The sequence below is a fragment of the Lactobacillus gallinarum DSM 10532 = JCM 2011 genome, assembly GCF_001434975.1.
Classification (GTDB): Bacteria; Bacillota; Bacilli; order Lactobacillales; family Lactobacillaceae; genus Lactobacillus; species Lactobacillus gallinarum.
The window spans coordinates 31,107-44,477 of the sequence record NZ_AZEL01000018.1; the positions used below are offsets into that span (position 1 = coordinate 31,107).

Genomic DNA, 13,371 nt, shown 5'->3' on the forward strand with positions numbered 1-13,371 from the left:
ATGAAGGTCAGTAAATTAGTCTTCGAGGTTAACCTCGGCATGAGCTGGGTCAACCGTTACTTTACCAGCGGCAATTTCTTCAAGTGCCTTACCAACTGCCTTATCACACTTGAAATGATCTAAAGTTGGTGGATCGCCAGCTTCAAGTTCATGTGCTCTCTTAGCAGCAAGTACAGATAATGAATAACGTGAATCAACACGTGACAACAATTTATCAATTGATGGATAAGTAATTCTCATGATTAATCCTCCTTGACCATCTTACGATAGTCATCAATTACACGCTTAACACTGACATGCTCTGCATCAACAATTGCCTTGATATGGTCTACTGCATTAGCAACTGTATCATTTACAACTGCATAATCATATTCTTCCATTTCCAAGATTTCATTTCGAGCTTGTTTAATTCTACCACGAATTACATCTTCTGACTCAGTACCACGATGTTCTAATCGCAGGTGCAATGTATGCAAATCTGGTGGAGTTAAAAAGATGAACACGCCATCAGGCATTTTCTCACGGACCTTAGCGGCACCGTTAACGTCAATCTCCAATAAAACGTCTTTGCCATCATGTAACATCTTTTTTACAGGACCTAATGGCGTACCATAATAATGTCCAACGTAATTATTATATTCTAATAACTCACCATTTTTAATAGCTTCTTGAAAACGTTCTTCACTTACAAAGAAATAATCTTTTCCATCGACTTCGCCGGGACGAGGCTTACGAGTAGTCATTGAAACTGAATACTCAAATGGAAAGACTTTGTTTTCAACAATAGCACTTTTTACAGTTCCTTTACCAACACCTGAAGGACCCGAAAGTACTAATAACAAACCTTTATCTGCCATGCTGAACTCCTCTTAGTAACTATTAATATATCTAGTTTGCACTAAAATCAATAGTTTTTCAAGTTTTCTCTTTATGTAGTTCAACCGTAGACGTCTCAAGGCATCAAAAAAGTAGACTGATAGCCTATTTTTTGCCTCAATCTACTTTTTCAAAAGTCTCACAAACTACTTCAGTATTTTCACTAAAAATAGTGTTTAAATTTTCTCGACATTCCCATGCAAAAAAATTTTCATGAATTTTTCGCCAATAATCATATGAGCGATCTCCTTCACCCTCTAAATATGCATGTTCAGCAGAAACATTTTTAAATGGCATAATTTCCACGGTTTTATTTCGAATTACGCACACTGGTTTATTTTCTCCATTTAAAACAATAGCATATTGACCGACTGTGGGAACATCTTCATCTGGATCATATACGCTTGTAGTAGCGGTTTTAATGCCACGATTAATTAAATCGCTTAATACATCAGCATCTTGGCTATTTCCGCCAAATGCATAAGCACCTTCTAATTCTCCCGGATTAACATGATGTTTTTGACAAAAATCCATCCAAAACTTATTGATACTATTCATCTTTAATACTCTTAATCAAATCAGCAGCGTTCTTTTTAGCCGCATCTGTTACATCTTGTCCTGCCATCATTTGAGCAATTGCAGTAATAGTTTCTTCCTTGCTTAAAGGTCCTATTTGAGTAAACGTAGAACCATCTTTTACTTGTTTTGCAACTAAATAACGTTGATCACCTGCAGCTGCAACCTGTGGAGAGTGGGTTATAGCAATTACCTGCTTGTCTTGACCAATAGAATGCATCTTTTTACCAATTGCGGCAGAAACACGTCCTGAAACACCTGTATCAATTTCGTCAAAGATCATCGTTCCAACAGGTTCAACATGACTAAAGATAGCCTTCAATGCCAATATTAATCTCGATTGCTCACCGCCTGAGACAATTTTTACTAACGGCATTAGATCTTCACCTGGGTTAGGTGCAATCAAGAATACAATTGCATCTGTACCTTTAGCCGTAAAAGTTTTGGTTTCTTCAAAATTAATAGAAAAGCGGGCCTTTTCCATATAAAGATCTGCTAATTCTTGTTTTATTTGCTCTTCTAGTGAATGGGCAACTTTTTCTCGAATTAGGTGCAATTGTCTAGCTTCTTTGGTCATCTTTTCTTCAACTTGTGCCACTTCTGCTTGCAGCTTTTCTTCATCTAAACCGCCAGTTTCAAACTGACCAAGTTCTTTTTGCACTTTAGCGTAAAAAGCAAAGACATCTGCCAACGTTGGACCATACTTTTTCTTCAATGAATTCAACGTATCTAAACGATTAGTTACATATTGGAAACGTTCTTCATCAAAATCCATCTGATCCATCAAATTAGACAACTCACTACGAGCGTCGTTTAAAGCATACACTCCGTCATCAACAGTCTTAGCAAAATCTTTAAATTTTGAACCAAATTCCGTTAAATCTGTCGCTGCATTTTGTGCATCCCCTAATAACGTTGCAATTCCGTGCTCGTCATCATCGTACAGCTGCATAAAATAATTGGCAGTATCTGCAATTTTTTGATAATTATTTAATTCGTTAAATTCTTCCTCTAATTTTTCATCCTCATCAGGATCTTCCAAATTAGCAGACTCTAACTCATCATTTTGAAATTGAAGAATATCTTGTTTTTGGGCCAATTCTTGTGCATCTTGACGCAAATGACGCAGTTGATTAGTTAACTTTTGCCAATGGCGATAATCCTCTTGATACGCTGATAATTCTTCTTTAAAAGAATCAGATGCATAATCATCAACTAAATCAATTTGACGATCTTGATCCATTAATATTTGCTGATCATGCTGACCATGAATATCAACTAAATAATTGCCGATTTCACGTAAAACATTGATAGTAGTTAATTGACCATTAATACGTACTATATTTCTACCCTTTATTGCTAATTCTCGGCTAATCACTAATTGATCGTCATCATGAGGCAGACCATACTTTTCACAAAGCTCCGCAATCTTTTCTTTTTGATTATCAAGTACAAACAAACCCGTAATTACAGCCTTTTGTTCTCCAGAACGGATCATCTCTTTTTGACTACGGCTTCCCATCAATAATGAAACCGCATCAATGATTATTGATTTACCAGCACCAGTTTCACCGATAATCACGGTCATTTTTTCTTGAAAGCGAACTTTTAAGCTTTTAATAATCGCAAAATTTTTAATATCTAGTTCAACTAGCATTTTTCCACTCCTAGAGACTATTTACAGCACGTTCTACTACTTCTGCTGGGGTACTTGACCACAAATTACGACCACCGTTAGCTTCGTCTTTTTGCAAATGAATCAAAAATTCAATGTTTCCTTTACCACCTTTAATTGGTGAATAATCAACATCTAAAACATTAAAACCAATTTCCATTGCCTTTTGCATAGTATGTTCAATTACATTTTTATGGACTTCATGATCGTGAACAATACCATGCTTACCAACGTTTTCTGGACCTGCCTCAAATTGTGGCTTAATTAGACAAACAGCATCACATTGATCCTTTAGGATTTCATACATTGGCGGCATGATCAAATCAAGTGAAATAAACGAAACATCAGTCATCGCAAAATCAGGTAAGCCTTGATTAAAATCTTCAGGTTTAGAATAACGGAAATTCTGCTTCTCCATTACTACTACACGTGGATCATCTCTTAATTGCCAAGCTAATTGATTGTAGCCTACATCTAACGCATAAACCATCTTGGCCCCGTTTTGCAGAGCAACATCGGTAAAGCCACCAGTTGAAGCTCCAATATCTAAACAAATCTTATCTTGTAAGTCGATGTCAAAAACCTTCAATGCTTTCTCAAGTTTGAAACCACCACGAGAAACATATTTTTTACCATCATCTTTGACGTAAAACTTCTCGCCTTCAGGGAACTTAGTTCCGCTCTTATCAATTCTTTGATGATTATGATCTGAAACTAAGCCCGCCATAATTGCTCTTTGCGCAGCAGAACGAGAATGAAAGATTCCTTGTTCAGCTAATAAAACATCTGCTCTTTGCTTTGCCATTTACAACACCTTTTGATATAGATTCAAAAAACCAGCTAATACTTCTCCATTCAAGCCATGCAAATCATCTTTAGCTTGATCAATCAAATCCTTTAATTCCTTCCGGCTTTGATTAATTCCCAATAAAGTTAAAGTATTATTTTTGCCTTCTTCTTTATCCTTATGAGTAGCTTTGCCGGCTTCTTCACTTGTCTCAACCACATCAACTAAGTCATCATAAATTTGATATGAACGACCAAATGCTTTGGCAAAATCGATTAATTTAACTTGTTCAATATCGCTAGCCTTAGCATAAGTAGCTGCCATTTCCGCACTGGCTTGAATTAAACAACCGGTTTTTAGCCATTCCATCTTGTTGATAAACTTAGCGTCATCAGCCACACTTGCATTATTAGTGGAATCAATATCAAGATATTGACCACCAACCATACCGTTAGGCCCAACTGCCTGTGTAATGATGGCAACTAACTTGGCAGAACGACTGCCTTCTGCTATCCATTGAATGCCTAATGGTAAGAGTGCATCCCCAGCTAAAATAGCCTCAGCTTCACCCCATTTTTTATGACTAGTTAACTTACCACGACGATAATCATCATTATCCATTGCAGGTAAGTCATCATGAATCAAGGAATATGTGTGAATTAATTCAATCCCACAAGCAATTCTAATTTCAGGCTCTTCTATTTTGCGTTCTAATGTATTCAAGATTGCCAAAAACAAAAGGGGTCTTAATCTTTTACCACCAGCCATAACTGAATATGCCATGATCTGACTAATTTTCTTGTCATCAACCTCTGAAGCTAAATGTTTAGCTAGATAATCATCAATTACTGGTGTCCAATCTTCTTTAAAATATTCAAATGCTGTCATATTAATCCTCTGGAGCTGCTGCATTATTTGGATCTAGTTCATGTTCAGTACCATCACTATCAATCAACTTGGCTACAGTTTCTTCTGCACTAGTCAACTTTTTATCTAGTTCACGACTAATCTTTACTCCTTCTTGAAATTCCTTTAAAGCATCTTCAAGTGGTACATTTCCGTTTTCAAGATTAGTGACAATTTTTTCTAAACTATTTAATTGTTCTTCAAAATTATTTTTCTTTGTTGGCATATTTATTTCCTTACCTCTGTAACTGTTGCTGTAACTTGTCCATCTTTAAAATGAAGATTTAAATGATCATCTTTTTTAATTTGATCAACTGAACTAATAGTTTCTCCATCTTCATTAGTAGTATAAACAAAGCCACGTTCTAAAGTTTTAAGTGGACTATAATCATCAAGTTGTTGAACTACTTTACTAAAATCACTACGCTTACTCTTTAGATAATGACGCATATTGTCATTTAACTGTTTAGTCAAAAAATTTTCTTGTTGTTTCATTCCTGCAATTTGCTTATCAGGACTAACGCTGAGCAAACGCTGTTTTAATAAACGATAATTTTGCAAAGAATTATTCACTTTATTTTGAATACTATTTTGCAGGCGCTGCTTTAATAAATCAACTTGTTGAATTTGTTGATCATAAAGTCGGGTAGGTTCTCTCATAATTACAGAGTTTTTAATTCGATTTAAACGATCACGTTTTTGGCTAATATTATTTTGCATTCCTGCAATTAACCGACTCTGTAATTGATGAATTCCTGCCAATTCATCTGCCAAATTAGGCGTCGCATACTCAGCGGCTGCAGTTGGCGTAGCCGCCCGTGCATCAGCTACTAAATCACATAAAGTAGTATCTGTTTCGTGTCCTACTGATGAAATAACCGGCATTGGCATTGCATAAACTTGCCGTACTACTTCCTCTTCATTAAAAGGCCACAAATCTTCTAGTGATCCACCACCACGACCAATAATCATGACATCATATTTATCGCCTTGTGCAGCAATCTGGCGCATGGCTTTAACTAATGAATCAGCCGCAGTATCGCCTTGTACTTGTGCTGGGAATAGATCAATTTCCGCATGAGGAAAGCGGCGGTTAGCTGTCACCATAATATCATGAATAACAGCTCCAGAAGCACTAGTTACGACTGCGATCCTATCAGGAAAACGTGGCAGTTTTCTTTTATGCTCTGGATTAAATAAGCCTTCCTTAGCTAATTTAGCTTGAAGTTGCTTTAATTGTTCATAAAGCGCTCCAAGCCCGGCCGGTTCCATATTCTCCGCATAAAACTGATATGAGCCCTGTGGTCCATAAACGCTAACATAGCCAACTACATATACCTTCATTCCTTCTTCAGGCTTGAATTTCACCTTATCAAAGTAGGAACGAAACATCACCACATTAATTTTAGACTTTTCATCTTTTAATGAAAAATACTGATGTGAATTTCGACGATAACGAAAGTTAGACAATTCACCTTGCAAAAACACCTTATGCAAGTAAGGATCATTTTTAAATTTTTGCGTAATATAATAATTTAAATCTGTAACCGTTAAATACTTATTATCGGTCATTTATTTTGTCTCCTAGTCAATTTAACTACTGCTTCCATCAAGAATTGCACAGTTAAGGGACCTACACCACCTGGAACAGGAGTAATATAACTGGTCTTTTCTTTTACTTTATCAAAATCTACATCACCGACTAATTTACCATCAACGTGGTTCATACCAACATCAACCACAACTGCACCATCTTTAACCATATCTGCTTTAACTAAAAATGCCTGACCAGTTGCAGAAACTAAAACATCTGCCTTTTTAGTAATTTCACCCAAATTCTTAGTTCTTGAGTGCGCAATCGTAACTGTAGCATTTTGTTCCAACATTAAAGCTGCTAAAGGCTTACCTACAATATTGCTGCGGCCAATAATTACAACGTTTTTACCTTCAAGTGGAATTTCATAATGCTTAAGTAAAGCAATGATCCCTTCGGCAGTAGCTGGTTCTACAAAATGGTTACCCATCCAAAGATGACCAATATTAGCTGGAGTTAATCCATCTACATCTTTATTAGGATCAATTCTTTCTAGCAAGGCATCCGCATCAATTTGTTTAGGAGCTGGCAATTGTACCATTAAACCATTGATTGCTGGATCTGCATTTAATTTATCAATTAAAGCTAAAGCTTCTTCTTGCTTTGTATCAGCCGACATTTGATAAATGTCTTGGATAATACCCATTTTTTCAGCACGACGCTTTTTAGTTCGAACATAGATTTTGCTTGCAGGATCGTCCCCAATATTTATTACGCAAAAATGTGGCGTTATTCCCTCATCTTTTAATTTCTTAACCTTTTCTTTAAGATTTTGACCTAATAAATTTGCAAATGCCTTACCATCAAGAATTTTTTCCATTATTTTTTCTCCTTATTACTAAAAAATAGCCGGCAAAGCTGCCGGCTATTCAATCGTTATTAAACAAAGTTTGCTAACATACCATTAATAAATGGTTTTTCTTTTGGCTCAGCAAATTCGTCACATAAATTTAAAGCTTCATTAACTGCTGCCTTAGGATCAATTTCATCACTATTCTTAATTTCAAAAAGTGCAACTTCCATAATAGCAACAACTATTTGACTTACACGTTCAAGACGCCAGCCCTTTTTCAAATGACTAGTTAATTCAGACTGCAAATCTTCACGATTTTCAAGTACGCCTTCAATTAGTTTCTTTGAATAGGCAGAAAGCTGTTTTAAATTAAGTGTTGCGACGACTTTTGCTTCCACATCTTCAGCAGTTAAATCTGGCTCTTGATTAGCCAAATATACTGCTTGCATAGCAACTTTTCGACTTTCGTGTTGGTTCATTATCTCTCTATTCATCCTCCGGAAACAGCTCTGAGGTAGTTTGACTTTCTTCAGCGTCATTTTCATCTTCTGGGAAAGCTAAGCCTACCACATGAACATTGATTGACTTAAGTTCAAGGTCAGTCATTTGTAACAATTGAGCCTTCAATTCCTTTTGAATTTCCATTCCCACTTTAGGAACATTAACGCCACTTTCAAGGTAGACATAAACATCAGCAATTAATTTATTATCTTCGTCAACTTTTACGTTAACGCCCTTACCGTGATCTTCACGGCCAAGAACCCAATTAAGTCCTGACTTTAAGCTACCACGCATTCCAGCAACACCATCAATTTTTTCAGCAGCAATCCCCAAAATAACTTCTAGAACACTTGGATCAATTTTAATTTGTTCGCTGTTTTCTTCACCACTTAAGAGAATTTTTGAACTATCTGCCATTTTGTTACCTCAAAAAACTACTTATTTGCACGTGATACGTATGTACCATCAGAAGTGTTGATAGTTAATACGTCACCTTCGTTAATAAAGAATGGTACGTTAACTACCAAACCAGTTTCCATAGTAGCTGGCTTACCACCACCTGATGAAGTATCACCCTTGATGTTTGGTTCAGTCTTAGCTACCTTCAAATCAACAGTATTAGGTAATTGAATACCTAAAGTTTCACCTTCGTGCATGATTACGTTAACTACCATGTTTTCTAACAAGTAGTTAGCTTCATCCTTGATTTGTTCATTTGGAATAGCTAATTGATCGTAAGTTGAAGTATCCATGAATACGTAACTTGAACCGTCATTGTACAAGTATTGCATTGACTTAGTTTGAATATCTGCAGTTTCAACCTTTGCAGTTGAACGGAAAGTATATTCTTGAACAGCACCGGTTCTCAAGCTCTTAAGCTTTGAACGTACGAATGCACTACCCTTACCTGGTTTTACGTGTTGGAATTCAACAATACGCCATAAATCGTTATTGTATTGAATAGTTAAGCCATTCTTGAATTCGTTTACTGAAATCATTGTCATAATAAGTCCCTCATTTCTACAATTATTATCTTACCAATCTTAGACCGTTTTGGCTATAACTTCGGCCTATTAAAATATTAACTATAATGAAATTAACTCATCTTTAGGCAAAGTAGATAAAGTTTCAGGCGCTTGATCATGAATCAAAATATCATCTTCGATTCTAACGCCGCCTTTATCAGGCAAATAAATCCCTGGTTCAACAGTGTGAACTATATTATTAACTAGTTTAGTTGTCCTAAAAGGCAGAGCAGGTTGACATAATTCATGGATTTCAAGACCAATTCCGTGACCAATACCATGACCAAAGTATTTACCATAACCTTGCTCAGTTATATAATCACGAGCTGCCTTATCAACATCGTGGCCTGTATTTCCCACAACGGCTGCTTCAATACCTCGGCGCTGTGCTTCATGGACAATATCATAAATCTTGTGCATTTCCTCATCAACGTCACCTAAGGCAACCGTTCTAGTAATATCAGCCGCATAACCATGATAAAAACTACCAAAATCAATGACGATCATATCGCCTTCTTCAAGTTCCTTGTCACTAGCTACGCCGTGAGCCCAAGCCGAGCGCACACCTGAAGCAACAATTGTCTCAAAGTCTGGGCCGTCTCCACCATTTACTTTAAAAAGATAATCTAGTTTAGCACCAATTGCACGTTCCTTTACGCCAGGCTTGATCATTGGCAAAATACCTTTGAAACTTTCCATTGATATATCAATAGCTTTGCGTAAAGCAGCAATTTCAAGTTCATCTTTTACATTTCTGACACGTTCGACTAGTTCTTCAACCATTTCAAAATTAAGATCTGGATTTAATTCCTTTAATTTTGAAAATTCACTAGCTGAAACAAATTCGCCTTCTACCAAAACCTTTTTGATATCCATTTTCTTAAGGGCTTTAGTCAATTCTTCATAGTCACTTGAATGTTTCATTATTACATTCATTTCACCTGGAGCTTGCGCCTTAATTTGTCCTGCAAAACGTGAATCTGACAAAAGAATTCGCTCACCACTGGCCGTCAATATTAATTGTGCCTCTTCGCCGGTAAAATTAGTAAGATAACGATAATTAGCTTGATTAAAGATAATCATAACATCTGCGTTATGTTCCTTAATCAAAGCTGTAACTTGATTAATACGATGGTTAATTAATGTAAGTAATTCCTCTTTATTTTCCATAATCAGATACCTTCTTTGCGTAATATATTTATTAATTATACTAAATCTGCTATGGAAAATACCATAAAAAAAGACGGGTGGCACTAGCTACCCGCCTTATTTTATATCTGAATTACTTAGCTTCTTCAGCTGGGTATACAGAAACTTGCTTCTTGTACTTGCCAAGACGTTCAAACTTAACAACGCCGTTAACAAGTGCAAATAAAGTGTCGTCTCCACCTTGACCTACGTTCTTGCCTGGGTGAATCTTAGTACCACGTTGACGGTAAATAATAGTACCTGCGTGGATAGTTTGACCGTCACCAGCCTTAGCGCCTAAACGACGACCAGCTGAGTTACGACCGTTGGCAGTAGAACCGCCACCCTTGTGGTGGGCAAATAATTTCATACCTAAAATATTCATAATCATTTCACCTCTGAATTAAGCTTCAATCTTTTCAACTGTAACCTTAGTGTAAGGTTGACGGTGACCATACTTGCTGTGTGAGTGCTTCTTAGGCTTGTACTTGAAAGTTACAACCTTCTTTTCCTTACCTTGCTTTTCAACTTTAGCAGTTACCTTAGCACCATCTACTAATGGAGTACCAACCTTAACGTCGTCGCCATTAGCAACAAGGATAACTTCGTCAAAAGTTACTGAGCTACCTTCTTCAGCATCAAGCTTTTCTACAAATACGCTGTCGCCTTCTGCAACTTTGTATTGCTTACCACCGGTCTTAATAATTGCGTACATTTGTACACCTCCAAAAAAATACTTAGACTCGCCGAACTGAGGTGCTTCTTACTCAAGAAGACTTCTAACCCCGAGCCGTGCGGTTGCAGATGTGGAGGTCTCCACAAATACAACTCTTATAGTTTACTACCTAAAAAAGAATTTATCAATAAAAACAAAGCAGATATTAGTTATCTTTTGCTTCTTTATAGTCAATTGTTTGTGTTCCCTCGTAAGCAGGTAATTTATTTTCCGCACGATATAGTGCTCTTTCAAATGACCTATAACCTTTTGATGACGAAACTGCAAATTTCACCCCATATTTTGAAGCAAATTCTTGAATATTCCAAGTCGCATCATGAGCAGCATATGCTGTCATCAAAATCACAATATCAAGATCTTTAATTTGGCGTTCCATGACCTTCTTTTTACCTTCAAAGGCATCAATTGGAATCGGAATGCCATTATAACGATTAACTATTCCCTCTAAAACTCCTTCGTTTTGATTATCACCAATTGCAATACCTACTCGTTGATAGTGCAGATTCATATCTAATTTAGTTAATTCTTCTGCTGCTTTATCTTTGCTCTTGTCTTTCTTCTTATAAGAAAGGTCTGATTGTTTAGGTGGATCTACTTGATAAATCCAGCGAATTTGTACGGCATCAGCAGGATTTTTCTTAATGCGAACATCCCCAGTATACCAAGCTAAATCAACAATTGAGCCATCTTCCAAATGAATATTTTCACCTTGATAATAGCTTGAATCTACTGGAATGGTTATTGCCTTACCTCTGATGCGTAATTTTTGTCCTTTAATATTACGCGTAATTGCCAATTGTCCAGTTCGACCTTGCACAACCGCATAACGAAATTCCTCAATAGGATCATAATCTCGCGTACGTAATTTGCGATAGCCAACAACACGCAAAATTTCAGCTTCAAAATGAGGATTCTCTCGATCTTCTAGTGCTTCTACAATATCTCCGCTTTTCAAATTAAGCGAATGAATTTGTGATTCCTTAATGCGATAAACAATTTGACCATCATCATTAATTAAATTGCAACCAGAAAGTGCACGGATAACTGTATAGCGTCTACCTTTACGATAATCACGCTTAGGTTGCTCTTTAGGCTTCATCGCATCTTCAAAAATCTTTTTATTGACTGCCTCTTTAGTAGTCTTTGACTTTTGAATCGCTTGGTCTAGTTTGCCTAAAACATTGCCATAACGTTTACCCACACCAGGAACAAAAGTTAATTTATGTAGAGCTTCCAATGAAGTTTTCTTAGCTTTTTCATTCCCTGGTGTTTCGATTAAATTAGTTAATCCCATCAATAGTTGCTTAAATTGCTTCAAATCTGCATTTCGTTGGGCAATTGATTGAGTATTGGCATTTTTCTTTGGAGCGCTTTTTACTTTTGGTTTGTCCACATTTCCGCCATCAGCCATAGCAATAATTGCTTTGATGGCATTTAAACTGTTGGCTAAACTTTTGTCGTCTGCCTCCGTTTTATTTAAAATTACTTTAATATTATTACGATAATCGTACATATTTTCACCACTTTTTCAATTTAGCTATATTGTTTTATTTTTACTTACTTTAAGTATATATCAAACCTTTTGCTTTTTAAGTTAAGTCTCACTATAATCTAATAAAAATGATATTGAGACAACGAGGAGGACAATTATGGCTAAAACTCATCCCGAAGACTTAGACTGGAATAAACTCGGCTTTAAGTATCACGATTTGCCTTATCGCTGGGTTGATGAATTTAAAGATGGTAAATGGCAAGGCGGCCACTTAACCCAAGACTCATCAATTACCTTTAATGAAGCAGCTGAAGAACTGCACTATGGCCAAGAGGTCTTTGAAGGACTTAAAGCTTATCGCAGAAAAGATGATGGCATTAATTTATTTAGACCTGAACAAAATGCTAAAAGAATGGCTAACTCTGCAAAACGACTATTAATGGAGCCTTATCCTGAATACGAATTTATTAAAGCCGTTAAGGAGGTTGTTAAAGCTAACCAAGACTTTGTTCCTCCTTATGGTTCTGGCGGAACGCTCTATATTCGCCCATTCATGATGGGGATGCAGCCAATTGTCGGCGTGTCACCATCTGAAACTTATCAATTTAGAATTTATGCCACTCCAGTCGGAGCTTATATTAAAGGACTTAAGCCAATGCCTTATGAGGTCAGCGATTACGACCGTGCAGCTCCAGCCGGTACTGGCCAAGCAAAAACTGCCGGTAATTATGCCAGCAGCTTAATGCCATCATTAATTGCCAAGAAAAATGGATTTGCGGATGCTCTTTATTTGGATCCTAAAGAACACAAATACATTGATGAATTTGGTGGTGCCAATTTCTTCGGTATTACTAAAGATGGTCAATTCCAAACACCTAAATCAGATTCTATCTTGCCATCTATTACTAAGCGTTCAATTTTAAAGATTGCGGAAGAGCTTGGACTTAATCCAATTGAAACAAAAATTCCAATCGATGATGTTGATCGCTTCGTTGAAGCAGGTGCAATGGGAACGGCCGCAGTTATTTCACCAGTCGGCTCACTTACCTACCAAGGTAAAAAGCATGCCTTCGGTGACGAAACCAAAGTAGGCCCAATTACACAAAAACTTTATGATACGTTATTTGGCATCCAAGTCGGCGATTTAGAAGACAAATATAATTGGATAGTTAAGTTAAGTTAAATTAATTTTATCAAGGATTTATCTCGATATTTTATCGAA

General features: G+C 36.6%; 17 protein-coding genes and 1 other annotated feature. Of the genes, 1 reads left to right on the top strand and 16 read right to left on the bottom strand.

The window, feature by feature from the left end:
* Positions 1-15: 15 nt before the first annotated feature.
* The 16 genes from rpoZ to FC37_RS03200 form a co-directional block, all read right to left on the bottom strand.
* Positions 16-240, bottom strand: coding sequence for a DNA-directed RNA polymerase subunit omega (gene rpoZ, locus FC37_RS03125; protein ID WP_003627587.1), 225 nt, complete (start codon positions 238-240; stop codon positions 16-18).
* Between the two features lie 2 nt (positions 241-242).
* On the bottom strand, positions 243-857 hold the full coding sequence (gene gmk, locus FC37_RS03130; protein ID WP_025005848.1) for a guanylate kinase: 615 nt from the start codon (positions 855-857) through the stop codon (positions 243-245).
* Positions 858-993: 136 nt separating this feature from the next.
* Positions 994-1,434: an ASCH domain-containing protein gene (locus FC37_RS03135; protein ID WP_025005849.1), complete on the bottom strand. Its 441-nt coding sequence runs from the start codon at positions 1,432-1,434 to the stop codon at positions 994-996.
* Entirely contained in the window at positions 1,427-3,109 is a 1,683-nt protein-coding gene (gene recN / locus FC37_RS03140; RefSeq protein ID WP_025005850.1) for a DNA repair protein RecN, read from the bottom strand. Before recN ends, FC37_RS03135 begins: the two co-directional genes overlap by 8 nt.
* 10 nt (positions 3,110-3,119) lie before the next feature.
* Complete coding sequence (locus tag FC37_RS03145) at positions 3,120-3,932, bottom strand: TlyA family RNA methyltransferase (RefSeq protein WP_056945479.1); 813 nt, start codon at positions 3,930-3,932, stop codon at positions 3,120-3,122.
* Positions 3,933-4,802 (bottom strand): polyprenyl synthetase family protein, encoded by an 870-nt coding sequence (locus FC37_RS03150; protein WP_025005851.1) that lies wholly within the window; start codon positions 4,800-4,802, stop codon positions 3,933-3,935.
* Position 4,803: 1 nt separating this feature from the next.
* Positions 4,804-5,046 carry an exodeoxyribonuclease VII small subunit gene (locus FC37_RS03155; protein ID WP_025005852.1) on the bottom strand — a complete coding sequence of 81 codons (243 nt, stop codon included), beginning with the start codon at positions 5,044-5,046 and terminating at the stop codon, positions 4,804-4,806.
* 2 nt (positions 5,047-5,048) lie between these two features.
* Positions 5,049-6,392, bottom strand: coding sequence for an exodeoxyribonuclease VII large subunit (xseA, locus tag FC37_RS03160; protein WP_025005853.1), 1,344 nt, complete (start codon positions 6,390-6,392; stop codon positions 5,049-5,051).
* Complete coding sequence (locus FC37_RS03165; RefSeq protein ID WP_025005854.1) at positions 6,389-7,234, bottom strand: bifunctional methylenetetrahydrofolate dehydrogenase/methenyltetrahydrofolate cyclohydrolase; 846 nt, start codon at positions 7,232-7,234, stop codon at positions 6,389-6,391. Before FC37_RS03165 ends, xseA begins: the two co-directional genes overlap by 4 nt.
* 59 nt (positions 7,235-7,293) lie before the next feature.
* The gene (nusB, locus tag FC37_RS03170; RefSeq protein WP_025005855.1) at positions 7,294-7,686 is read right to left on the bottom strand and encodes a transcription antitermination factor NusB; all 393 of its coding nucleotides are present in this window, start codon (positions 7,684-7,686) and stop codon (positions 7,294-7,296) included.
* Positions 7,687-7,693: 7 nt separating this feature from the next.
* Positions 7,694-8,125, bottom strand: a complete 432-nt coding sequence (locus FC37_RS03175) for an Asp23/Gls24 family envelope stress response protein (protein WP_025005856.1) — start codon at positions 8,123-8,125, stop codon at positions 7,694-7,696.
* 17 nt (positions 8,126-8,142) lie between these two features.
* Positions 8,143-8,712: an elongation factor P gene (gene efp / locus FC37_RS03180; RefSeq protein WP_025005857.1), complete on the bottom strand. Its 570-nt coding sequence runs from the start codon at positions 8,710-8,712 to the stop codon at positions 8,143-8,145.
* An 81-nt stretch (positions 8,713-8,793) separates the two neighbouring features.
* On the bottom strand, positions 8,794-9,903 hold the full coding sequence (locus FC37_RS03185) for a M24 family metallopeptidase (RefSeq protein WP_025005858.1): 1,110 nt from the start codon (positions 9,901-9,903) through the stop codon (positions 8,794-8,796).
* 112 nt (positions 9,904-10,015) lie between these two features.
* The gene (rpmA, locus tag FC37_RS03190) at positions 10,016-10,306 is read right to left on the bottom strand and encodes a 50S ribosomal protein L27 (RefSeq protein WP_007125344.1); all 291 of its coding nucleotides are present in this window, start codon (positions 10,304-10,306) and stop codon (positions 10,016-10,018) included.
* A gap of 18 nt (positions 10,307-10,324) precedes the next feature.
* The gene (gene rplU, locus FC37_RS03195) at positions 10,325-10,636 is read right to left on the bottom strand and encodes a 50S ribosomal protein L21 (protein ID WP_003627604.1); all 312 of its coding nucleotides are present in this window, start codon (positions 10,634-10,636) and stop codon (positions 10,325-10,327) included.
* A 14-nt stretch (positions 10,637-10,650) separates the two neighbouring features.
* Positions 10,651-10,731, bottom strand: a sequence feature (ribosomal protein L21 leader region).
* 71 nt (positions 10,732-10,802) lie between these two features.
* Positions 10,803-12,170, bottom strand: a complete 1,368-nt coding sequence (locus tag FC37_RS03200; RefSeq protein ID WP_025005859.1) for a DUF2325 domain-containing protein — start codon at positions 12,168-12,170, stop codon at positions 10,803-10,805.
* 133 nt (positions 12,171-12,303) lie between these two features.
* Between FC37_RS03200 and FC37_RS03205 the strand changes: the two genes are divergently transcribed.
* Positions 12,304-13,332, top strand: a complete 1,029-nt coding sequence (locus tag FC37_RS03205) for a branched-chain amino acid aminotransferase (RefSeq protein WP_338107498.1) — start codon at positions 12,304-12,306, stop codon at positions 13,330-13,332.
* The last annotated feature ends 39 nt before the right edge of the window (positions 13,333-13,371 follow it).